This window comes from Rhizobacter fulvus (genome assembly GCF_964020785.1).
In genome coordinates this window covers 1,674,298-1,695,625 of the sequence record NZ_OZ224516.1, presented here as the reverse complement: position 1 = coordinate 1,695,625, position 21,328 = coordinate 1,674,298, and the positions used below count along the sequence as shown (strand labels likewise).

Here is a 21,328-nt window from a genome sequence, read left to right as displayed (position 1 = left end):
CGCCGCTCATGGACTTCTCGATTGCCAGCATCCTGATGCTCGACGGCGCGACGAACGGCGCGATCTACGCGCTGCTCGGGCTGGCGACCGTCCTGGTGTTCGCGATCACGCGGGTGATCTTCATCCCGCAGGGCGAATTCGTGGCCTACGGGGCGCTGACGCTGGCGCTGCTGCAGATGGGCAAGGTGCCTGGCACGGTCTGGCTGCTGGTGGTGATGGCGGCGATCGCGACCGCGCTCGACCTGGTCGCTGCGCTGAAGCGCGGCGTACCGGTCGGGGCGGCACTGATGAAAGCGGGTCGCTGGCTGGTCGCGCCGGTGATCGTCGCGGCCGTCACCTGGTGGGCCGCCCCGCTGAAGCTGCCGCTGCTGTTCCAGAGCCTGCTGACGCTGGCGATCGTCACGCCGCTCGGCCCGCTGGTCTACCGCCTCGCCTATGAAAAGCTCGCCGATGCCACCGTGCTGGTGCTGCTGATCGTCTCGGTCGGCACCCACTTCGCGCTGACCGGCCTGGGGCTGGTGTTCTTCGGCGCCGAGGGCTTTCGCAACCCGAGCTTCTGGGACGCGCGCTTCTCGGCCGGCGCGCTCGCGCTGTCGGGCCAGGCGGTGATCATCTTCATGGTCTCGATCGCGCTGATCCTGATGCTGTACCTGTTCTTCGAGCGCACGCTGCGCGGCAAGGCGCTGCGCGCCACCGCGGTCAACCGGCTCGGCGCGCGGCTGATGGGCATCTCGACGACCGGCGCCGGGCGGCTGAGCTTCGGCCTGGCCGCGTTCATGGGCGCGCTGTCGGGCCTGCTGATCGGGCCGACGACGACGCTGTTCTACGACTCCGGCTTCCTGATCGGCCTGAAAGGCTTCGTCGCCGCGATCTTCGGCGGCCTGGCGAGCTACCCGGCCGCGGCGGTCGGCGCACTGTTCGTCGGCCTGCTCGAGAGTTTCGGCTCGTTCTACGCGAGTGCGTTCAAGGAGGTGATCGTGTTCACCGTGATCATTCCCGTGCTGCTGTGGCGCTCGTTCCAGCACGGCCATGACGACGAAGAGGAATGACGCCATGACCATGCGCCGTTCCTTCCTGATCGCTTTCATCGTGCTGCTGGCGCTGCTGCCGCAGCTGCCGGTGCCCGAGTTCTGGATCACCCAGGCCAACTACATCGGGCTGTACACGCTGGTGGTCATCGGTCTCGTGCTGCTGACCGGCGTGGCCGGGCTCACCTCGTTCGGGCAGGCCGCGTTCGTCGGCCTCGGGGCGTACACCGCCGCGTACCTGACGCTGACGCAGGGCGTGTCGCCGTGGCTCACGGTCTGGATCGGGCTGGTCATCACCGCGATCGCGGCCTTGATCCTCGGCTGGATCACGCTGCGCATGTCCGGCCACTACCTGCCGCTCGCGACGATCGCGTGGGGCCTGAGCCTGTACTACCTGCTCGGCAACATCGACGCGCTCGGCAAGTACGACGGCCTGCTCGGCGTGCCGGCGCTGAAGTTCTTCGGCATCGAGCTCAACACCGGCCGCAGCTTCTTCTACCTGCTGTGGGTGATCGTCGTGCTGGCCGCGCTGGCCGCGACCAACCTGCTCGACTCGCGCGCCGGCCGCGCGCTGCGCGCCGTCAAGGGCGGCTCGACGATGGCCGAGGCGATGGGCGTCAACACCTTCCAGACCAAGGTCACCGCGTTCGTGCTCGCGGCGATGCTGGCGAGCATCTCGGGCTGGCTGTTCGCGCACTTCCAGCGCACCGTCAACCCGTCGCCGTTCGGCCTGAAGATGGGCATCGAGTACCTGTTCATGGCGGTGATCGGCGGGGTCGGCCACGTCTGGGGCGCGCTGGTCGGCGCCGGCGTCGTCAAGATCCTCGAGGACCAGCTGCAGGTCTGGCTGCCCAAGCTGCTGGGCGGCAGCGGCAACTACGAGATCATCGTGTTCGGCATCCTGCTGGTGCTGGTGCTGCAGTACGCGCGCGACGGCATCTGGGCGTTCATCGAGGCGCGCCTGCCGCGCGTCCAGCGCAAGGTCGACTGGGCCGATGCGCCGGCGCTGGCCGAGCGCTCGCGCCCCCCGCATGGCGAGGTCGTGCTCGACGTGAACGCGGCGCGCAAGGAGTTCGGCGGCCTGGTCGCCGTCAACGACGTGAGCTTCCAGGTGCGCGCCGGCGAGATCCTCGGGCTGATCGGGCCGAACGGTGCGGGCAAGTCGACCACCTTCAACCTCGTCACCGGCGTGTTGCCGGTCACGCGCGGCAGCGTCACGCTGCGCGGCGAGCGCATCGACTCGCTGCCGTCCCGCCAGATCGCCAAGCGCGGCGTCTCGCGCACCTTCCAGCACGTCAAGATGATCGCCGGCATGACGGTGCTCGAGAACGTCGCGCTGGGCGCGCACCTGCGCGGCTCGCGCGGCGTGGGCTCGGCGATGCTGCGGATCGACCGCGCCGAGGAGCGGCAACTGCTCAAGGAAGCCGAGAAGCAGCTGCGCCGCATCGGCATGGCCGAGCACATGCACGAACTCGCCGGCAACCTGGCGCTCGGCCCGCAGCGGCTGATGGAGATCGCCCGCGCGCTGTGTGCGGACCCGACGCTGCTGCTGCTCGACGAGCCCGCCGCCGGCCTGCGCCTGAAGGAGAAGCAGGGCCTGGCCGACGTGCTGCGCCAGCTTCGCGACGAGGGCCTGAGCATCCTGCTGGTCGAGCACGACATGGACCTGGTAATGGGCCTGGTCGACCGCATCGTCGTGATGGAATTCGGCACCAAGCTGATCGAAGGCACGCCGGAAGAAGTGCAGGCCAGCCCGGCCGTGCGCGCCGCCTACCTCGGCACGGAGCACTGAGCATGACGACCGACCTGATCCTCGACGTTCGCGATCTGCACGCCGGCTACGGCCGCGCCGAGGTGCTGCACGGCCTGAACCTGAAAGCGGCGAAGGGCAGCGTCGTCACCGTGATCGGTCCGAACGGCGCCGGCAAGTCGACGCTGCTGAACGCGCTGATGGGCTGCCTGCCGTCGCGCGGCGCGATCGACTACCAGGGCCGATCGATGGTCCTCGACACGCTCGAAGAGCGCGTGATGCAGGGCATGGCGCTGGTGCCCGAGACGCGCGCGCTGTTCGGCACGATGCCGGTCGAGGACAACCTGCTGCTCGGCGCCTACCGCCAGGTGCGCCTGGGCAAGAAGGACAGCGCCGCGGCGATCGAGGAGGTGTTCACGCTGTTCCCGCGCCTGAAGGAACGCCGCACGCAGCTGGCCGGCACGCTGTCGGGCGGCGAGCGCCAGATGCTCGCGATCGGCCGCGCGCTGATGAGCAAGCCGCAATTGCTGATGCTCGACGAGCCCAGCCTGGGCCTCGCGCCGCTGGTCGTGAAAGAGATCTTCCGCATCATCGACGGGCTGCGCGCGACTGGCGTGACCATTCTGCTGGTCGAGCAGAACGCGCGCGCCGCGCTCGAGGTCGCCGACCACGGCTACGTGCTGGAGATGGGCGAGATCGCCCTCGAGGGCCCGGCTGCCGACCTGGCGAAGGACTCGCGCGTGATCGACACCTACCTCGGCGCGGCGCGCAAGAACGCGGCCTAGACTCCAGGATGCCTGGAACCGCCGCTCCCCCGCCCGCGAGCGCCGACACGCTCGACCAGTCCCGCCTGACCCACCTCGTCGGCTACGCCGCGAGTCGCGCCGCGATCACGATGAAGCGCGTGTTCGCGCGCAACTTCGAGCCGCTCGACCTCAAGGTCGTCGAGTTCTCGATCCTGATGCTCGTGGCCGCGAACCCGCAGGTCAACCAGAAGCAACTCGGCGAGGCGCTCGACATCTCGGCGCCCAACATGGCCGTCACGCTCGACCGGCTGGTCGAGCGCGGCTGGGTCGAACGGGTGCGCAGCACCAAGGACCGGCGCGCGATGCACATCCACCTGACCGCCAGCGGCCAGGACCTCGTCGAGCGCGCCGAGGCCATCGCCGCGACGATGGAGGCGCCCGCGCTGCGCGCGCTCTCGGCCGCGGAGCGCGCGCTGCTGATCGAACTGCTGATGAAGGTCGCGACCGGCAAGCCGGTCAAACGCTGACGCCGGACTCGGCCGCTAGCCCGCCACCGTCGCGAGCAATCCCACCACGCCCAGCCCCAGCGCCGCGAGCGCGTCGCCCGCGATCAGGCCACCGCCGATCAGCGACGTGGTGCTCATGTCGTCGGCCAGCGTGTCGTCGCTGCGACGGTCGGTGGCGCCGCGACCCCCGAGCCAGTTCGCGACGCTGCTGATCACGCCGCCGGCCGCGAACCAGGCCGACGTCGCCAGGCTCAGGAAGGTGCCGAACGAATACGCGTAGGGCGACGGGATCAGCGCCGCGTCGATCACGAAGTCGGCCGCGCCGCCGAGCCGCCCGCTCTGCCTGAAGCGCTGGTAGGCGGCGCGCGAGAACAGCCACTGGCGCAGCAGCTGGACCGAAAGCCCGATCGCGATCCCGATCACGATCGCGGTGCGCTGGTAAGGCTTGTCGTCCGTCAGGCTGCGCAGCACGCCGACGAACTTGTAGGTCATCGTCGACTGCCACTGGGTCGATTGCTCGGCGGCCGACTGCACGGTCTGGTCCAGACCCAGCACCGGGTAGGCGCTCATGAACAGCTTGGCGAAGCCGACGGTCAGGATCGCGCCGACCACCAGACCCATCACCTGGAAGCGGAACTGGATCGTCCGCGGCGTGCCCAGGCGCCAGCCGGTCGAGCGGTCCTGCTGCATGTCGCCGGCGACGCTGCAGGCCACCAGCAGGATGCTGCCGGCCATCAGCCCGACGATCGGGTCCTTGAGCCCGAGGGCGGCCATCAGCACCACCGCGGTGACGAAGGCCGACGAGATCGGGTTGCTGTCGCTGATGCCGAGCGAGATGCCGTTGACCATCGCGAACACGAACACCAGCACGATCGCCACCGCCATGAAGAACACCGGCTGGTGCAGCACGCCGGCGCCGACCCACACGACCGCCGCGCCCCAGAACGCGACCCACGCGAGCAGCCGGCCGGTGCTGGTGCGCTTCCACTCCTCGCCAGCCACCGGCGCCTTGGCGACCGGCGGGGCGCGCCAGCGGCGCCAGGCCTCGGCCAGGATCTGCCCGATGTCGAGGATCGCCGCGCCCATGATCAGCCCGAGGCCGATCAGGAACGTGATCTTGCGGAACGGCTCGCCGGCCTGCAGCCAGCCGATCGAGACGAAAAACGGGATCAGCAGCGTGCCGGTCGCGCCGGCCACCAGCGCCGCCACGCCGATGCGTGCGCCGACCAGCATGCCGGCGCCGAGCGTCGACGTGGAGATCTCGATCGCCGCCAGCCAGCCGAGCTTGGCGGCACCGATGCCGCCGGCCAGGCCCAGGCCCATGCCGGTGCCGAGCCGCGCGATCGACTGGCGCAGCAGCACCGGGTCGGTCAGCGCGCGCAGGATGTTCGCGACCGCCAGGCCCGAGGGGAAGGTCAGCTGCAGCCGGTCGACCAGCACCGGCGTGTACAGCATGCCGACGCCGGCGCCGAACATGCCGATCGCGCCCATGAACAGCATCAGCTGCCACAGCGGCGGCTGCGGCAGCCCCATCCAGACCATCGCCTGGATCAGCACGCCCATGCCCGCCATGCCGGCGACCGAGGCGGCCGCCGTCTGCATGTAGTTGGCGCCGTGCTTGCCTTCGGGGCCGTAGCCCAGCGTCACCGTCGAGCCGAGGATGCCGGCCAGCACCTGCCCGCCGACGAAGAAGCCGATCGAGAAGTTCATGTACGACGCGGTCACGCCGCCGAGCGGCCCCAGCACCAGCGCACCGAGCAGTCCCAGCATCAGGTAGTAGCGGCGGCTGCCGATCGGCGGCAGCCAGGCCCAGCGCGGGGCGGTGAGGGCGGTGGGCGGGTTGGTCGTCATCGCGGTGTTCGGCAATCGGGGCGGGCGGATTGTCCGACAGAACCGCGCCGGCCAGCGGGCCGCTACAGTGCGCCATGCACGTTCGAACCCATCCGCTCGCCGGCGCGCCGCTCGGCACGCGCCGCGAAATCGTCAGCTTTCACTACGGCCCGGTCGATGCCGGCCGCAAGGTCTATGTGCAGGCCTCGCTGCATGCCGACGAGCTGCCCGGCATGCTGGTCGCGCACCACCTGCGGCAGCGGCTGGCCGCGCTGGAGCGCGACGGGCGGCTGCGCGGCGAGGTGGTCGTCGTGCCGGTCGCGAACCCGATCGGCGTCGCGCAGACCGTGCTGTTGAAGAACGAGGGCCGCTTCGAACTCGGCAGCGGCGAGAACTTCAACCGCCACTACCCGGCGTTGTTCGGGGCGGTCGTCCCGCTGCTCGAAGGCCGGCTCGGCGCCGATGCGAATGCCAACGCACGGACGGTGCGCGCCGCGCTGCGCTCGCTGATCGCGGCGCTGCCCGAGGACACCGAGCTGATGAGCCAGCGCAAGGCGTTGCTCGGCCTGGCCTGCGACGCCGAGGTCGTGCTCGACCTGCATTGCGACGCCGAATCGCTGCTGCACCTGTACACCGGCACCGCGCTGTGGCCGCAGTGCGAGCCGCTCGCGCGGCTCACCGGCGCGCGCGCGTCGCTGCTCGCGAGCGAATCCGGCGACAACCCGTTCGATGAGGCCTGCTCGCAGACCTGGTGGCAGCTCGAAGCGCACTTCCGCGGCCGCCACCCGATCCCGATGGGCTGCCTGAGCGTGACGCTGGAGCTGCGCGGCGAAGCCGACGTGGCGCACCCGCTGGCCGGGGCGGATGCCGACGCGCTGGTCGCGTTCCTGACCCACCGCGGCCTCGTCGACGGCCCGGCGCCGGCGCTGCCGCCGCTGCGCGAGCCGGCCACGCCACTCGACGCGACCGATGTGCTGAAGGCGCCGGTCAGCGGCGTCGTCGTCTACCTGCGGGAGCTCGGCGAGCGGCTGCACGCTGGCGACGTGGTGTTCGACGTGGTCGATCCGATCGCCGGCACCGCGCACCCGGTCGCGACCCGCACCGACGGCCTGTTCTTCGCCCGCGAATCGCAGCGCTATGCGCGCGCCGGGCGCGCGCTCGCGAAAGTGGCGGGCGCGGTCACGGTGCGCTCGGGCAAGCTGTCGAGCGACTGAGGGCGCTGGCGGTGCCCGAACGGCCGGCGTCAGCCGGCCAGGGCTTGCACCGCGCGGGCGATCGACATCCAGGCGGGCGTGGCGCTCAGCGGCACGGCCAGCAGCTGATTGGCGAGCAGCAACGCGCCACCGATGAGGTAGGCCGGATGCGGCCGGCCGCGCGTGCGCGCGTCGTACACCATGCCCGCGACGATCAGCAGGTCGACCAGCAGGCCGGGAGGAACCGACACGAAGACCGGTGGCGGCCCCTTCGCATCGGGCGGCGCGAACAGCGTCATGAAGACGCGGGCCGTCGCGGCGTGCATCAGCGGGATCATCGCCAGCAGCATCAGCCGCTTGTGGATCTCGCTGCGCCGCACCTGGACGATCGCCACGGTCAGCAACCCCGCGAACAGCACCACGCCGCTGAGCGAGACATACGAGAAGCGCCGCGCCTGCTCGACCATGCCGATCGTTTCCGCCACGCGCATCGAGTTGATCGCGGCGAGCACCACCGAGCACGCCATCGCCGTCGCCAGCGAGATGCCGGCCAGCCCCCACGCGCGGTGATCCGCGGTGCGCCCGAGCGCGACGAGGGTCGTCTGCACCAGGAAGAACAGCGTCCACGTGAAGAACAGGGCGCCGTGGATGTGCAGGATCGGGGCGCCGCCGAAGCTGCCTGTCGCCAGGCGCGACCAGTAGGTGGGAACGAAGCCGCCGAACGCGATCAGCACGCACGCGCTGGCCATCCAGACATAGAACCAGCGCGTGTCGGACCGGGCCGCAGCCGTCCCGCCCACCCCGAGAGTCGTCGTCGTCATCGTCGTCTCCGCCAGGCGCCACCGAAGAGGGGCGGCCGGAAGACTAACGCAATCCGGAGCGCGGCGGAGCGAAATGTCAGCCCCACACCTCCTGCGCCACCTCGACGACCAGGCGCAGCTTGTCCCGCTGTGCCTGCACCGCGATGTTGTTGCCGTGCACCGTGCTGCTGAAGCCGCACTGCGGTGACAGGCAGAGCTGGTCGAGCGGCGCGAACTTCGCAGCCTCGTCGATGCGGCGCTTGAGTTCGTCCTTCGATTCCATCGCGCCGAACTTGGTCGTGACCAGGCCGAGCACGACGATCTTGTTCTTCGGCAAGAAGCGCAGCGGGCGGAAGTCGCCGGAGCGGGCGTCGTCGTACTCCATGAAGTAGGCGTCGAGGTTCATCTCGGCCAGCAGCGCCTCGGCCACCGGCTCGTAGTTGCCGGCCGCCGCGTGCGTGCTCTTGAAGTTGCCGCGGCACAGGTGCATCGCCAGCGTCATGCCGGCGGGCTTCTGCGCGACCACCTTGTTGATGAAGGTCGCGTAGCGGTGCGGCAGCTCGTTCGGGTCGTCGCCGCGCTGGCGGGCCGCCTCGCGCATCTTGTCGTCGCACAGGTAGGCGAGGTTGGTGTCGTCCATCTGCACGTAGGTGCAGCCCGCGGCGGCGAGCGCGCGCAGCTCGTCGCCGTAGGCGGTTGCCACGTCGTCGTAGAACGCCGGGTCGAGCTCGGGGTAGGCCTCGCGGCTGATGCCGGCGCGGCCGCCGCGGAAGTGCAGCATCGTCGGCGACGGGATCGTGACCTTCGGGGTGCGGCCCGCACTGACCTGCGACTTCAGGTACTCGAAGTCCGCGCGCTGGATGTCCTTCACGTGCCGGACCTTGCCGGTCACCTTCATCACCGGCGGCGCGAGTTCCTCGCTGCCGTCGGGCCGGATCACGGTGACCGGCGGCGCGCACTGCACGCCGCCGAGCTGCTCGAGGAAGTCGATGTGGAAATAGGTGCGGCGGAACTCGCCGTCGGTGATCGAGTGCAGGCCCACGTCCTCCTGGAATTTCACGATCTCGGTGATCGCCTTGTCTTCGACCGCCCGCAGCTGCTCGGGGCTGATCTCGCCCTTGGCGCGTTGCGCGCGCGCGTCGAGCAGGAACTTGGGGCGCAGGAAGCTGCCGACGTGGTCGGCGCGGAAGGGCGGGGTGGTGCGCAGCGTCATCTGTGTCTCCGTTCGAGGTCCGGCGGCCATTGTTGAATACAGCGAATGGGATTGAATGCGGGTTAACCCGCTAATGATGCTGCTCACGGGGTTGGAAACTCTCATCTCTGTATACAACGATCCGGCGTACGACGATGAGCTCGACCTTTCCGCTGAACGCCTGGTATGCCTGCGCCTACGATGTGGAGGTCGGGCGCGAACTGCTCGCGCGCACGGTCTGCCAGCGCAAGCTGGTGATGTTCCGGCGCGTCGACGGCACGCTGGCGATCCTCGAGGACGCCTGCTGGCACCGCCTGCTGCCGCTGTCCAAGGGCCGGCTCGACGGCGACGAGGTGACCTGCGGCTACCACGGCCTGGTCTACAACGCCGACGGCCGCTGCACCCGCATGCCGTCGCAGGAGACGATCAACCCGTCGGCCTGCGTGCGCAGTTTCCCGGTGGTCGAGAAGCACCGCTTCATTTGGGTCTGGCCCGGCGAAGTCGCGCTGGCCGACCCCGCGCTGGTGCCCGACCTGCACTGGAACGACGACCCGGCCTGGGCCGGCGACGGCAAGATGATCCGCGTCAAGTGCGACTACCGGCTCGTGCTCGACAACCTGATGGACCTGACCCACGAGACCTTCGTGCACGGCTCCAGCATCGGCCAGCAGGCGGTGGCCGAGGCGCCGTTCGTCGCGACCCATGGCGACCGCACCGCGACCGTGACGCGCTGGATGGAGAACATCGACCCGCCGCCGTTCTGGGCCAGCCAGCTGCGCCACGGCCTGGGCCGCGAAGGCCAGGTCGACCGCTGGCAGATCATCCGCTTCGAGGCGCCGGCGACGATCGCGATCGATGTCGGCGTCGCGGTGACCGGGACCGGCGCGATCCCACGCGACGGCAAGGACAGCGACCGCAGCCAGGGCGTCAACGGCTACGTGCTCAACACCATCACGCCGGAGACCGAGACCACCTGCCTGTACTTCTGGGCCTTCGCGCGCAACTACGCGCTGGCCGACCAGCGCCTGACCCACGAACTGCGCGAAGGCGTCGCGCGAATCTTCCGCGAGGACGAACTGATCCTCGAAGCGCAGCAGCAGGCGATCCTCGACCACCCGGACCACCGCTTCTACAACCTCAACATCGACGCCGGCTCGATGTGGATGCGCCGGCTGATCGACCGGATGATCGAGCGTGAAACGGGCGGCACGCCGGCGCCGCAGCGCGTGATCCCGCTGCGGCCGGCCGCATGAACAGCGTCGACGAGGTCGTGCCGGCCGCGACCTCGCAAACGGTCAAGGCGCAGTTGGCGCTGCGCGAGCTGATCCTCGCCGGCGAACTGCCGCCGGGCGCGCGCATCGCGGAACTGTGGCTGGTCGAGCGGCTCGGCGTCTCGCGCACGCCGGTGCGGCTCGCGCTCGTGCGGCTCGCCGAGGAAGGCCTGCTCGACACGCTGCCGGCCGGCGGCTACGCGGTGCGCGATTTCAGCGAGGCCGACATCGTCGACGCGATCGAGCTGCGCGGCACGATCGAGGGCCTGGCCGCGCGCTTCGCCGCCGAGCGCGGCGTGCGCCCGGCCCTGCTGAGCGAGGCACGCGACTGCCTGCGACGCATCGACGACGCGCTCGCCGCGCCGGCGCTGACCGACGAGACCTTCTCGGTCTACGTCGCGCAGAACGACCGCTTCCACGCGCTGCTCGCCGAGATGGCCGGCAGCCCGCTGCTGGCGCGCCAGCTCGACAAGGCCAAGGCGCTGCCGTTCGCGTCGCCGAACGGCTTCGTGCTGGCCCACGCGGTCGGGCCGCGGGCGCGCGACGTGCTCGTCGTCGCGCAGGAGCAGCACCGCATGGTCATCGAGGCGATCGCGCAGCGCGAGGGCGCGCGGGCCGAGTCGCTGATGCGCGAGCACGCCCGCATCGCGCGGCGCAACCTGCAACAGGCCCTGCACGACCAGCAGGCACTGCAGCATGTGCCGGGCGCGCGGTTGATCCGCCGCGCCGCGGCGCGCTGACCTCCCGAATAGAGAACGACGATGCGCAGCAGCGACCACTGGCACCCCGCCCATCTCCGCGCGCTGCGCGACCTGACGACGACGGTGCGCGAATTCGAGATCCGCCCCGAGGGCGGCGTTCGGCCGTGGACGGTCGGCAGCCATCTGAACGTGCGGGTGACGATCGACGGCCGCGAGGACACGCGCTCGTACTCGCTGACCGGCCTGCCGCATGACCCGGTCGCGCGCGAGGTCTACCGCATCGCCGTCAAGCGCGTCGAGCCAGGGCGCGGCGGCTCGCGCCACCTGTGGTCGCTCGAACGCGGCGCCGAGCTGATGGTCGGCGAGCCGGCCAACCACTTCGAGCTGCCGCTCGGCGCGCCGCAGTACCTGCTGATCGCCGGCGGAATCGGCATCACGCCGATCGTCGGCATGGCGCAGCAGCTCGCCGCGCACGGCGCCGACCTGCAACTGCTCTATGCCGCGCGCAGCGCCGACGAACTGGCGTTTGCCGACGCGCTCGGCGCGGCGCTCGGCGGACGGTTGCGCACCTTCGTCGATGCGCAAGGCGAGCGCCTCGATCCGGCCGCGCACCTGGCCGCGCTGCACCCGCAGGCGCTGCTGCTGTGCTGCGGGCCGCTGCCCCTGCTCGACGCGGTGCGCGCGGCCTGGTCGGCAGCCCGACGGCCCGCGGCGAACCTGCGCTTCGAGACCTTCGGCAACACCGGCGCGCATGCGAGCGAGGCGTTCTGGGTCAGGCTGCCGCGCCACGGCCTGGAACTGACCGTGCCGGCCGACCGCACGCTGCTCGACGTGCTCGAGGCCGCCGGCGTCGAGACGCTGTACGACTGCAAGCGCGGTGAATGCGGGCTGTGCGCGGTCGACGTGCTCGCGGTCGACGGCCGCATCGACCACCGCGACGTGTTCTTCAGCGACCACGAGAAGGCCGAAGGGCGGCGCCTGTGCGCGTGCGTCTCGCGCGTGACCGGCAGCGGGCTCGTGCTGGATTCCTCCTATCGGCCCGACTGACGCGCGCCGCTACAGTCGCACAGCCTTTTTCGAAACACCAGACCTACTTCCGGAGACTCCCGATGAACAGCAAGCGCCTCGTCCTGAAAGCCACCCTCGGCCTGCTCGCCGCCGCCTGTGGCGCCACCGTGGGCGCCGCCGACACCGGGCCGATCAAGATCGGCCTGATCCTGCCGATGACCGGCCAGTCGGCCTCGACCGGCCGCCAGATCGACGCTGCGGTCAAGCTGTGGATGGCCCAGAACGGCAACAAGATCGCCGGCCGCACCGTCGAGGTGATCCTGAAGGACGATGGCGCCGTGCCCGACCAGACCAAGCGGATCGCGCAGGAGATGATCGTCACCGACAAGGTCGCGGTGATCGCCGGCTTCGGCATCACGCCGACCGCGCTCGCGACCGCGCCGCTGGCCACGCAGAGCAAGACCCCGCTGGTCGTGATGGCCGCGGCCACCAGCAGCATCACCGAGGCGTCGCCGTACATTGTGCGCACCAGCTTCACGCTGCCGCAGGTCACGATCTCGATCGCCGACTGGGCCGCGAAGAACAAGATCAAGAAGGTCATCACGCTGGTCGCCGACTACGGCCCCGGCTTCGACGCCGAGAAGTTCTTCGACAGCCAGTTCCGCCTGAACGGCGGCCAGATCCTCGACAAGCTGCGCACGCCGCTGCGCGCACCCGACTTCGCGCCGGTGCTGCAGAAGGTGGCCGATGCGAAGCCGGACGCGCTGTTCGTGTTCCTGCCGTCGGGCCAGGGCGCGGCGTTCATGAAGCAGTTCGCCGAGCGCGGCCTGGACAAGAGCGGCATCCGCCTGATCGCGACCGGCGACGTGACCGACGACGACCAGTTGAACGACATGGGCGACGTGGCGCTCGGCGTCGTCAACTCGCACCATTACTCGGCGGCGCATCCGTCGGCCACCAACAAGAAGTTCGTCGAGGCGTTCCAGGCCGCGAACAAGGGCATGCGGCCGAACTTCATGGCCGTGGGCGGCTACGACGGCATGCGCGTGATCTACAAGGCGCTCGAAGCCACCAAGGGCGCAGGCGGCGACGCGCTGCTCGCTGCGATGAAGGGCCAGATCTTCGAGAGCCCGCGCGGCCCGGTGCTGATCGACGGCCAGACCCGCGACATCGTGCAGGACGTGTACATCCGCAAGGTCGAGCGCGTGCCGGCGATGGGCAATGGCCTGTACAACGTCGAGTTCGACGTGATCAAGGCCGTGAAGGATCCGGGCAAGGCGAAGTGAGCTGACCCGCCGGCATGTTGACGCTCCTCTTCGACGGCATCGCCTACGGCATGCTGCTGTTCGTGCTCGCGGTCGGTCTCGCCGTGACGCTGGGGTTGATGAACTTCATCAACCTCGCGCACGGCGCGTTCGCGATGGCGGGCGGCTACATCACCGTGCTGCTGATGAACCGGCTGGGCGTGCCGTTCCTGGTCTGCCTGCCGCTCGCGTTCCTCGGTGCGGCGGCACTGGGCGCGGTACTCGAGCCGCTGCTGTACCGCCGCATGTACGCCAAGCCGCACCTCGACCAGGTGCTGTTCTCGATCGGGCTGGTCTTCATCGCGGTGACCGCGGTGGACTACGTCGTCGGCGGCATGCAGCAGAACATCCAGGTGCCGGCCTGGCTGCAGGGCCGCTTCGACATCGAGTGGATCGGCATCGGCAAGTACCGGCTGTTCATCATCGTCGTCTGCGCCGCGCTGACGCTGGCGCTGCAGGCGGTGCTCACCCGCACCCGTTTCGGCGCGCAACTGCGCGCGGCGGTCGACGACCCGCGCGTCGCCGGCGGCCTCGGCCTGAACGTGAACCGCATCTTCCTGCTGACCTTCGCGGTCGGCTCGGGCCTGGCCGGCCTGGGCGGCGCGCTCGGCGCGGAAGTGCTGGGCCTGGACCCGACCTTCCCGCTCAAGTTCATGGTCTATTTCCTGATCGTCTGCGCAGTCGGCGGCACGACCACGATCACCGGCCCGCTGCTCGCCGCGCTGCTGCTCGGCATCGCCGACGTGGCGGGCAAGTACTACGTGCCCAAGCTCGGCGCCTTCATCGTCTACAGCCTGATGATCGTGATCCTGATGATCCGCCCGCAGGGGCTGTTCGCGCGCGCCGGAGGCGGCCGGTGAGCGCCGCCGCGGCGGGTCTCGCGCGCGCCGCCCGCTGGCGCTGGTGGGAAGGCGCGCTGCTGCTCGCGCTGCTCGCCTCGTGGGCGCTGCTGCCGTCGCACGCACTGCTGCTGAACGAGATCGCGATCCTGGCGCTGTTCGCGGTCTCGCTCGACCTGATCCTCGGCTACGCCGGCATCGTCTCGCTCGGGCACGCGGCGTTCTTCGGCTTCGGCGCCTACGCCGCGGCGCTGTTCGCGAAACTGGTGATGCCGGACCCGTGGGTCGGCATGGCGGTGTCGATCGGCGCGACGGCGGCGCTCGGCGCGGTCTGCAGCCTGCTGATCCTGCGCGGCTCGGACCTGACGCGGCTGATGGTCACGCTCGGCGTCGCGGCGATCCTCTACGAACTCGCCAACAAGCTCGACTGGCTGACCGGCGGGGCCGACGGACTGCAGGGCGTCGTGATGGGCCCGCTGCTGACGCCGTTCGGCCGCTTCGAGTTCGACCTCTACGGCCGCACCGCGTATGGCTACACGCTGTTCGTGCTGATCGCGTGCCTGTTCATCGGCCGCCGGCTGGTGCACTCGCCGTTCGGCTACTCGCTGCAGGCGCTGCGCGACAACCGGCTGCGTGCCGCGAGCATTGGGCTGTCGGTCAACGCGCGGCTGGTCGCGGTCTACACGATCGCCGCGGCGATGGCCGGCGCCGCCGGCGCGCTGCTGGCGCAGACCAGCGGCTTCGCCTCGCTCGACGTGTTCGACTTCCACCGCAGCGCCGAGGTGCTGCTGGTGCTGGTGATCGGCGGCACCGGCTACCTGTACGGCGGCATCTTCGGCGCGATCGTCTTCAAGCTGCTGCACGACCTGGTGGCGGCCTGGACGCCGCAGTACTGGAACTTCTGGCTCGGCGTGTTCCTGGTCGTGCTGGTGCTGGTCGGCCGCGAGAAGCTGACGCGGCCGCATCGATGGTTCGAGCGCTCATGAACGACATCGTCCTGGAAACCCGCGGCTTGCTGAAGCGCTTCGGCGGCATCACGCCGACCAACGAGGTCTCGATCCAGGTCGAGAAAGGCGCCCGACGCGCGCTGATCGGCCCGAACGGCGCCGGCAAGACCACGCTGATCAACCTGCTGACCGGCGTGCTCGAGCCGACCGCCGGTTCGATCTGGCTCGACGGCGTCGACATCACCCGCCTCGCGCCGCACCAGCGCGTGCGCCGCGGCATCGTGCGCACCTTCCAGATCAACCAGCTGTTCAATGCGTTGACGCCGCTGCAGTCGCTGGCGCTGAGTGTCTCGGCGCAGCTCGGCATCGGCGGGCGGTGGTGGCGCAGGCTGGGGGCCGACCCGCGGGTGGCGCCTGTGTGCGACACGCTGCTGCGCCAGTTCCACCTCGACGACGTCGCCGACCAACCCGTGCAGCACCTCGCCTACGGCAAGCGCCGGCTGCTCGAGATCGCGACCGCGCTGGCCTGCGCGCCGCGCGTGCTGTTGCTCGACGAGCCGGTCGCCGGCGTGCCCGAGGGCGAGCGGCAGGAGATCTTCGAGATCATCAACGCGCTGCCGGCCGAGGTCTCGGTGCTGCTGATCGAGCACGACATGGACCTGGTCTTCAACTTCGCGAAGAGCGTGACGGTGCTGGTCAACGGTGCAGTGTTCGCCGAGGGCGACGTGCAGTCGATCTCGAACGACCCGCGGGTCAAGGCCGTCTACCTCGGCGAGGCCGTCCATGGCTGAGCTGCTGAAGATCGAAGGGCTCCGATCCGGCTACGGCGAGGCGGTGGTCGTGCAGGGCATCGACCTCGTGCTGCCGCAGGGCGAATCGCTGGCGCTGCTGGGCCGCAACGGCACCGGCAAGACCACGCTGCTGAACACGCTGGTCGGCGTGACGCGCCGCCACGCCGGCCGCATCGTGCTGGCCGGCCAGGACCTGACCGCGCTCGCGCCGCACCAGCGCGCCGCGGCCGGCATCGGCTGGGTGCCGCAGGAGCGCAACATCTTCAAGTCGCTGACGGTCGACGAGAACCTCAGCGCCGTCGCGCGCCCCGGGCCGTGGACGGTGGCGCGCGCCTACGAGATGTTCCCGCGCCTGGCCGAGCGGAAGGCCAACATGGGCAACCAGCTCTCGGGCGGCGAACAGCAGATGCTCGCGGTCGCACGGGCGCTGGTGCTGAACCCGAAGCTGCTGCTGCTCGACGAGCCGCTGGAGGGCCTGGCGCCGATCATCGTCGAGGAGTTGCTGCGCTCGATCGCGCGGGTGGTGCGCGACGAGGGCATGAGCGCGATCATCGTCGAGCAGAACCCGCGGATGATCCTGCCGATCACGCAACGCGCCGTGGTGCTGGACCGCGGCAGCGTCGTGCACGAAGGCGCCAGCGCCGCCCTGCTCGAAGACCGCGAGCAGCTCGACCGCTGGCTCGCGGTCGCGCGGCATTGAGCGGCCCCAGGCTCAGCGGAACACGCTGACCGCCTCGACCAGCCGCACCGCCTGCAGCCGCAGGCTTTCCGATGCGGCGGCGCTCTGCTCGACCAGCGCGGCGTTCTGCTGCGTGATCTCGTCCAGGTGCCCCATCGCCTGGCCGACCTGCGTGATGCCGGTGCTCTGCTCGATCGTGGCGGCGCTGATCTCGGCGATCATCTGCGAGACCCGCTTGACCTCGTCGACGATGGTGCCCATCGTGCGGCCCGCGTGATCGACCATCGCACTGCCGGACTCGACCTTCTGCACGCTGGTCGCGATCAGTTCCTTGATCTCGCGCGCCGCGGTCGCGCTGCGTTGCGCGAGCGCCCGGACCTCGGCGGCCACCACCGCGAAGCCGCGGCCCTGCTCGCCGGCGCGGGCCGCTTCCACGGCGGCATTGAGCGCCAGGATGTTGGTCTGGAACGCGATGCCGTCGATCACGCCGATGATGTCGCCGATCCGCTTCGAGCTCTGGGTGATGTCCTGCATCGTCTGCACGACCTCGGCCACCGCCTGGCCGCCCTTCGCGGCGGCGCCGCTGGCCGAGGCCGACAGCTCGTTTGCCTTGGAGGCGGTGTCGGCGGTGCTCTGCACCGTGGCCGTCATCTGCGTCATCGCCGAGGCCGACTCCTGCACGCTCGATGCCGCCTGCTCGGTGCGCGACGCCAGGTCGTTGTTGCCCTGCGCGATCTCGCTGCTCGCCGATTGCACGGTGATGACCTGTTCGCTCACGTCGTCGATCAGCCAGCGGAACATCAGCCCCAGCTGCCCGATCGAGCGCATCGTCATGCCGATCTCGTCGACCCGGTTCAGCGCGGTGACTCTCTGGGTCGCGCCCGACGCCACGCTGAGCGCTTCCCGGCACATGGATTCGAGCGGGCGCGCGATCTGGGCCTCGAACCACCAGCCCGCGGCCAGCGTCAGCGCGGCCGTCGCGCCGGCGAACATCGCGAGCGACGAGCCGCCCAGGCCGAGCCCCCAGCCCACTCCGATGAGGGACGGCGCAAGGACCAGCAAGCCGCTGCGCAGCCGCCAGCGCACCGGCATCGTCTGCAGCGCCGAGGTCCAGCCCAGCAGGCCGGTGCGCACGATCAGGCCCTTGTGGAAACGGCGGCTGCCCGCCGCGCCGGTGCGGAAGTCGCGGTACAGCGACTCGGCCCCGGCCACCTCGGCGGCCGTGGGCTTGGTGCGCACCGATAAGTAGCCGGCCTGGCGCCCGCTGCGCACGACCGGCGTCGCGTTCGCCTGCACCCAATAGTGGTCGCCGTTGGCGCGCCGGTTCTTGACCAGCGCGACCCACGGTTCGCCGCTCTTCAGCGATGCCCACATGTCGGCGAACGCCTCCGGAGGCATGTCCGGGTGCCGGACCATGTTGTGCGGCTGCCCCTGCAGCTGTTCACGGGTGAAGCCACTGGTGGCGCAGAACGCGGCATTGGCGTAGGTGATCCGGCCCCGGGTGTCGGTGCTCGACATCAGGGTCGCGTCGTCGGGGAAGACGTATTCGCGCTGGGTGACGGGTTCGTTGAGGCGCATCGGGTGTCCTTGTCGTTGTGCGTCGCTGGAGGTGGACAGACGGCATATCGGCCGTCCGGCGGCACGACTTCGCGCTGAATGCATCCGCTTTGATCTAGATCAATGTGTGATGCGGGCCGGCATTGCGTCACGGATGGCCGCAGGATGTGGGCACAGCCCTCCTGCCGACCTTTCGTGAATGTCAAGAGTTTGTTAACTCAGTCGATATGACGGGCATGAAACAGAATGAAGTGCCGTTCACACCGCTCGAGTGGCCGCGCCGTCTGCTGGTGCTTGCGTTCGTGGTCGCGAGCGTCTGGTACCTGCATTGGCGCTATGGCACGCTCAACCCCGAGGCCCCGGTCTTTTCCGGGCTGATCTACGGCGCCGAGGTGTTCGGCTTCGCCACCGCGCTGCTGCACGTGTTCATGTGCTGGCGCCTGACGGAGCGCAAGGCGCCGCCGGCGCGGCTCGATGTGACGGTGGATGTGTTCGTTCCCACCTACAACGAATCGGTCGATCTGGTGCGCAAGACGCTGCTGGCCGCACGCGGCATGGACCACCCGCACACCACCTGGCTGCTGGACGACGGCCGGCGCCCCGAGATGAAGGCGCTGGCCGCGCAACTCGGGTGCGAGTACCTGGCCCGGGACGACAACGAACACGCCAAGGCCGGCAACCTCAACCACGCGCTGAGGCACAGCCGCGGCGAGCTGATCGCGATCTTCGACGCCGACCACGCGCCGCGGCAGGACTTCCTGGCCAAGACGCTGGGCTACTTCGAGAACCGCAAGGTCGCGTTCGTGCAGACCCCGCAGGACTTCTACAACCTCGACTCGTACCAGCACCGCCCGGGCGGCGCCGGGCGCACGGTCTGGACCGAGCAGTCGCTGTTCTTCCGGGTGATCCAGCGCGGCAAGGACTACTGGAACGCGGCCTTCTTCTGCGGCAGCTGCGCGGTGATTCGCCGCAGCGCGCTGGAGGACATCGGCGGCTTCGCGACCGGCACCGTCACCGAGGACCTGCACACCTCGATGCGCATCCACGCCAAGGGCCACCAGTCGGTCTACCACGCCGAGCCGCTGGCGTTCGGCCTCGCGCCCGAGTCGATCCAGCCGTTCCTCGCGCAGCGCGTGCGCTGGGGGCAGGGCGCAATGCACGTCTGGCGCAAGGAAGGCATCCTGACGCACCGTGGCCTGAGCCTGGCGCAGCGCCTGAACTACTTCGCGTCGGTGCTGACCTATTTCGACGGCTGGCAGAAGGCGATCTTCTACTTCGCGCCGGTGCTGGTGCTGCTTTCCGGGGTGCTGCCGATGCGCGCCAGCATGACCGACTTCCTGATCCACTTCGCGCCGTTCTGCCTGCTGACGTTCTGGGTCTTCGAGGAAGTGGCGCGGGGCTACGGGCGCAGCCTGTTCATCGAGCAGTACAACATGGCGCGCTTTGCAGCGTTCGCCTGGGCCACGCTGGCCTGGATCGTGCCGCCGATGAAGTTCAAGGTCACCGCCAAAGGCATGCCGGCCGCGCGTGCCGCGATGCGGCTCACCTTCCCGCAATGGTCGGTCCTGGCGCTGAATGCGCTGGCGATCGTCGTAGGCGGCATCGTCTGGCTCGTCGCGCCGAACCTGCCGGTCGGCGCGGTCGTCGCCAGCATGTTCTGGGCGATCGTCAACAGCGCACTGGGGATCGGCGTGATCGCGTTCACCACGATCACGCAGCGCAACCGCCGGACGCAGTACCGGTTCCCGGTCGCCGTCCCGGCCGAGCTCGTGATGGCGGACGGCACGCGGGTGCGCGGCACCGTCGACGACGTGTCGGAAAACGGCCTGCGCTTCTACGGCCGCCTGCCGGTCACGCTCGCGGTCGGCGATGCGCTGACCGGCCACCTCACGGTGCCGGAAGGCCCGGTCGCGTTCTGGGGCGAGGTGCGCGGCGCCGTGCCGATGGCGGGCGGCGAGCCGGGCCTGAAGGCGCTCGGCCTGCACTTCTCGACCAGCGCCGAGGGCCGCGACCGGCTCGAAGGCTTCCTGTTCGGCTCCGACCTGCAATGGGTGCTGAACGGCTACACCGACCAGGTCCACACGCCGATGAGCCGGTGGCTGCCGGGCATCGTGCCCGGCCCGGGGCCGAACCCGCTGGTGAACGTGCGCTGGAACGCCGGCCTGGTGCGGGTCGAGCGCGACGGTCCGGCCGAGCCGGTGCTTCTGTCGGCCGAAGGCAGCACCGGCGGCGAGGCCTACATCGTCAGCCACCACGCGCTGCCCGAGCAACGCGACCTGATCCTCGACGTGAGCCGCCGCATCGACGCACCGGCCCGCGCGGTCCGCCTCGCGCCGCTGGCGCTGAGCGGGCCGGGCGGCAGCGACGTCGCAGTGTGCGCCTATCGCATCGTCAGCAGCACCGAGCTGGCGCCGGCCGGGGCCTCTTCGCTGTCCGAGTCGCTCGAGCGCGGCGACTTCGTGCGCCGCCGCGATGCGCAGCCTTCCACCTATTAGCACGACCACCCGCGCGGCGCCTGCGGCGCCCGCCGTTTCCGGAGTACCGACCGTGTCGATTCCTTCAAGCCCCCGCGCCGCGCTCGTCGCGGCGAGCCTGCTGCTCGGCGCCGCGCACGCGCAGGCGATCGAGTACGCGCAGCTCGACACCTCGTCCAGCGCCACCACCGCGGTGCTGGTGCACGCGCTCGGCAGCAGCACGGCCGAGACGCCGGCGGCGTTGCTGTCCGCCACTTACGCGCGCTGGGACACCGGCCACGCCGCCGCGGCTGGCGCCACCTACCGCTGGCAAGTCGCCGGCGACGTGCACCACTGGATCGTCGGCCTGGGTGCCGGCGTCAACGAATTCCGCAGCCGCGACGTGGCCAACCCGCAGCACGTGACCCGCCTGTCGGCCCGCGCGCAATCCGAGTGGTACGGCCCGACGGTCGGCGGAGACTACTACGTGCTGCTGCAGGGCTCGAGCTTCCGCGGCAGCTGGCTTGCGTCCGCGCAGTACGCGCCGACCGGCTGGCCGGTGGCGTTCGAGCTGAGCCGCTACCACGAGCGCGGCTACCAGGCGACGAATGCCGGCGTGCGGATCGCGCTCGGCGCGTCGAAGTGGTTCCTGCGTGTCGGCAACAACCGCAGCGAGGGCGACTCGCAGCCGTACATCGGCATCGCCTACAACGGCTTCTGACGCCCCGTTCGC

General features: G+C 70.1%; 19 protein-coding genes. 15 read left to right on the top strand and 4 right to left on the bottom strand.

Translation table 11 applies throughout. The features are described from left to right. Positions 1-8: 8 nt before the first annotated feature. Genes ACWH49_RS08135 through ACWH49_RS08120 form a run of 4 tightly spaced genes read left to right on the top strand, consistent with a single transcriptional unit; the run spans position 9 to position 4,051 of the window. Entirely contained in the window at positions 9-1,049 is a 1,041-nt protein-coding gene (locus ACWH49_RS08135) for a branched-chain amino acid ABC transporter permease (RefSeq protein ID WP_448170997.1), read from the top strand. A gap of 4 nt (positions 1,050-1,053) precedes the next feature. Next, positions 1,054-2,820 carry a branched-chain amino acid ABC transporter ATP-binding protein/permease gene (locus tag ACWH49_RS08130; protein WP_056466022.1) on the top strand — a complete coding sequence of 589 codons (1,767 nt, stop codon included), beginning with the start codon at positions 1,054-1,056 and terminating at the stop codon, positions 2,818-2,820. Between the two features lie 2 nt (positions 2,821-2,822). Then, positions 2,823-3,563 carry an ABC transporter ATP-binding protein gene (locus ACWH49_RS08125; protein ID WP_448170996.1) on the top strand — a complete coding sequence of 247 codons (741 nt, stop codon included), beginning with the start codon at positions 2,823-2,825 and terminating at the stop codon, positions 3,561-3,563. Positions 3,564-3,571: 8 nt separating this feature from the next. Next, entirely contained in the window at positions 3,572-4,051 is a 480-nt protein-coding gene (locus tag ACWH49_RS08120; RefSeq protein ID WP_448170995.1) for a MarR family winged helix-turn-helix transcriptional regulator, read from the top strand. A 15-nt stretch (positions 4,052-4,066) separates the two neighbouring features. On the opposite strand, the gene ACWH49_RS08115 is transcribed toward ACWH49_RS08120, so the two are convergent. Then, entirely contained in the window at positions 4,067-5,881 is a 1,815-nt protein-coding gene (locus ACWH49_RS08115; RefSeq protein WP_448170994.1) for an OPT/YSL family transporter, read from the bottom strand. A gap of 74 nt (positions 5,882-5,955) precedes the next feature. On the opposite strand from ACWH49_RS08115, the gene ACWH49_RS08110 reads away from it, so the two are divergent. Further along, positions 5,956-7,074, top strand: coding sequence for a succinylglutamate desuccinylase/aspartoacylase family protein (locus ACWH49_RS08110; protein WP_448170993.1), 1,119 nt, complete (start codon positions 5,956-5,958; stop codon positions 7,072-7,074). A gap of 29 nt (positions 7,075-7,103) precedes the next feature. Here ACWH49_RS08110 and ACWH49_RS08105 read toward each other — a convergent pair whose 3' ends face one another. Further along, the gene (locus tag ACWH49_RS08105; protein ID WP_448170992.1) at positions 7,104-7,874 is read right to left on the bottom strand and encodes a hypothetical protein; all 771 of its coding nucleotides are present in this window, start codon (positions 7,872-7,874) and stop codon (positions 7,104-7,106) included. Positions 7,875-7,950: 76 nt separating this feature from the next. Continuing rightward, the gene (locus ACWH49_RS08100; RefSeq protein WP_448170991.1) at positions 7,951-9,066 is read right to left on the bottom strand and encodes a 5-methyltetrahydropteroyltriglutamate--homocysteine S-methyltransferase; all 1,116 of its coding nucleotides are present in this window, start codon (positions 9,064-9,066) and stop codon (positions 7,951-7,953) included. A 134-nt stretch (positions 9,067-9,200) separates the two neighbouring features. On the opposite strand from ACWH49_RS08100, the gene ACWH49_RS08095 reads away from it, so the two are divergent. The 8 genes from ACWH49_RS08095 to ACWH49_RS08060 all read left to right on the top strand — a co-directional run bounded on the left by ACWH49_RS08095 (position 9,201) and on the right by ACWH49_RS08060 (position 16,606). Then, positions 9,201-10,298: an aromatic ring-hydroxylating dioxygenase subunit alpha gene (locus ACWH49_RS08095; RefSeq protein ID WP_448170990.1), complete on the top strand. Its 1,098-nt coding sequence runs from the start codon at positions 9,201-9,203 to the stop codon at positions 10,296-10,298. Next, on the top strand, positions 10,295-11,056 hold the full coding sequence (locus tag ACWH49_RS08090; protein ID WP_448170989.1) for a GntR family transcriptional regulator: 762 nt from the start codon (positions 10,295-10,297) through the stop codon (positions 11,054-11,056). The genes ACWH49_RS08095 and ACWH49_RS08090 overlap by 4 nt, the downstream gene beginning before the upstream one ends. A gap of 21 nt (positions 11,057-11,077) precedes the next feature. Further along, a complete protein-coding gene (locus ACWH49_RS08085) occupies positions 11,078-12,064 on the top strand; it encodes a PDR/VanB family oxidoreductase (protein ID WP_448170988.1) in 987 nt (328 codons plus the stop codon). A gap of 62 nt (positions 12,065-12,126) precedes the next feature. Next, the gene (locus tag ACWH49_RS08080) at positions 12,127-13,311 is read left to right on the top strand and encodes an ABC transporter substrate-binding protein (RefSeq protein ID WP_448170987.1); all 1,185 of its coding nucleotides are present in this window, start codon (positions 12,127-12,129) and stop codon (positions 13,309-13,311) included. A 14-nt stretch (positions 13,312-13,325) separates the two neighbouring features. Continuing rightward, on the top strand, positions 13,326-14,189 hold the full coding sequence (locus ACWH49_RS08075) for a branched-chain amino acid ABC transporter permease (protein WP_056465997.1): 864 nt from the start codon (positions 13,326-13,328) through the stop codon (positions 14,187-14,189). Next, on the top strand, positions 14,186-15,154 hold the full coding sequence (locus ACWH49_RS08070; protein WP_448170986.1) for a branched-chain amino acid ABC transporter permease: 969 nt from the start codon (positions 14,186-14,188) through the stop codon (positions 15,152-15,154). The genes ACWH49_RS08075 and ACWH49_RS08070 overlap by 4 nt, the downstream gene beginning before the upstream one ends. Further along, complete coding sequence (locus tag ACWH49_RS08065) at positions 15,151-15,906, top strand: ABC transporter ATP-binding protein (protein ID WP_056465991.1); 756 nt, start codon at positions 15,151-15,153, stop codon at positions 15,904-15,906. The genes ACWH49_RS08070 and ACWH49_RS08065 overlap by 4 nt, the downstream gene beginning before the upstream one ends. Further along, positions 15,899-16,606: an ABC transporter ATP-binding protein gene (locus ACWH49_RS08060; RefSeq protein WP_448170985.1), complete on the top strand. Its 708-nt coding sequence runs from the start codon at positions 15,899-15,901 to the stop codon at positions 16,604-16,606. The genes ACWH49_RS08065 and ACWH49_RS08060 overlap by 8 nt, the downstream gene beginning before the upstream one ends. Positions 16,607-16,618: 12 nt before the next feature. Here ACWH49_RS08060 and ACWH49_RS08055 read toward each other — a convergent pair whose 3' ends face one another. After that, a complete protein-coding gene (locus ACWH49_RS08055) occupies positions 16,619-18,163 on the bottom strand; it encodes a methyl-accepting chemotaxis protein (RefSeq protein ID WP_448170984.1) in 1,545 nt (514 codons plus the stop codon). Positions 18,164-18,378: 215 nt separating this feature from the next. On the opposite strand from ACWH49_RS08055, the gene ACWH49_RS08050 reads away from it, so the two are divergent. Both ACWH49_RS08050 and ACWH49_RS08045 read left to right on the top strand, forming a co-directional pair. Further along, positions 18,379-20,637: a glycosyltransferase gene (locus tag ACWH49_RS08050; protein ID WP_448170983.1), complete on the top strand. Its 2,259-nt coding sequence runs from the start codon at positions 18,379-18,381 to the stop codon at positions 20,635-20,637. A gap of 52 nt (positions 20,638-20,689) precedes the next feature. Continuing rightward, positions 20,690-21,316 carry a hypothetical protein gene (locus ACWH49_RS08045; protein WP_448170982.1) on the top strand — a complete coding sequence of 209 codons (627 nt, stop codon included), beginning with the start codon at positions 20,690-20,692 and terminating at the stop codon, positions 21,314-21,316. The last annotated feature ends 12 nt before the right edge of the window (positions 21,317-21,328 follow it).

Excerpts from the sequence above, each read along its gene's own strand:
- ACWH49_RS08135 (WP_448170997.1), top strand. The coding sequence starts at position 9 with ATGGACTTCTCGATTGCCAGCATCCTGATGCTCGACGGCGCGACGAAC.
- ACWH49_RS08130 (WP_056466022.1), top strand. The coding sequence starts at position 1,054 with ATGACCATGCGCCGTTCCTTCCTGATCGCTTTCATCGTGCTGCTGGCG.
- ACWH49_RS08125 (WP_448170996.1), top strand. The coding sequence starts at position 2,823 with ATGACGACCGACCTGATCCTCGACGTTCGCGATCTGCACGCCGGCTAC.
- ACWH49_RS08120 (WP_448170995.1), top strand. The coding sequence starts at position 3,572 with ATGCCTGGAACCGCCGCTCCCCCGCCCGCGAGCGCCGACACGCTCGAC.
- ACWH49_RS08115 (WP_448170994.1), bottom strand. The coding sequence starts at position 5,881 with ATGACGACCAACCCGCCCACCGCCCTCACCGCCCCGCGCTGGGCCTGG.
- ACWH49_RS08110 (WP_448170993.1), top strand. The coding sequence starts at position 5,956 with ATGCACGTTCGAACCCATCCGCTCGCCGGCGCGCCGCTCGGCACGCGC.
- ACWH49_RS08105 (WP_448170992.1), bottom strand. The coding sequence starts at position 7,874 with ATGACGACGACGACTCTCGGGGTGGGCGGGACGGCTGCGGCCCGGTCC.
- ACWH49_RS08100 (WP_448170991.1), bottom strand. The coding sequence starts at position 9,066 with ATGACGCTGCGCACCACCCCGCCCTTCCGCGCCGACCACGTCGGCAGC.
- ACWH49_RS08095 (WP_448170990.1), top strand. The coding sequence starts at position 9,201 with ATGAGCTCGACCTTTCCGCTGAACGCCTGGTATGCCTGCGCCTACGAT.
- ACWH49_RS08090 (WP_448170989.1), top strand. The coding sequence starts at position 10,295 with ATGAACAGCGTCGACGAGGTCGTGCCGGCCGCGACCTCGCAAACGGTC.
- ACWH49_RS08085 (WP_448170988.1), top strand. The coding sequence starts at position 11,078 with ATGCGCAGCAGCGACCACTGGCACCCCGCCCATCTCCGCGCGCTGCGC.
- ACWH49_RS08080 (WP_448170987.1), top strand. The coding sequence starts at position 12,127 with ATGAACAGCAAGCGCCTCGTCCTGAAAGCCACCCTCGGCCTGCTCGCC.
- ACWH49_RS08075 (WP_056465997.1), top strand. The coding sequence starts at position 13,326 with ATGTTGACGCTCCTCTTCGACGGCATCGCCTACGGCATGCTGCTGTTC.
- ACWH49_RS08065 (WP_056465991.1), top strand. The coding sequence starts at position 15,151 with ATGAACGACATCGTCCTGGAAACCCGCGGCTTGCTGAAGCGCTTCGGC.
- ACWH49_RS08060 (WP_448170985.1), top strand. The coding sequence starts at position 15,899 with ATGGCTGAGCTGCTGAAGATCGAAGGGCTCCGATCCGGCTACGGCGAG.
- ACWH49_RS08055 (WP_448170984.1), bottom strand. The coding sequence starts at position 18,163 with ATGCGCCTCAACGAACCCGTCACCCAGCGCGAATACGTCTTCCCCGAC.
- ACWH49_RS08050 (WP_448170983.1), top strand. The coding sequence starts at position 18,379 with ATGAAACAGAATGAAGTGCCGTTCACACCGCTCGAGTGGCCGCGCCGT.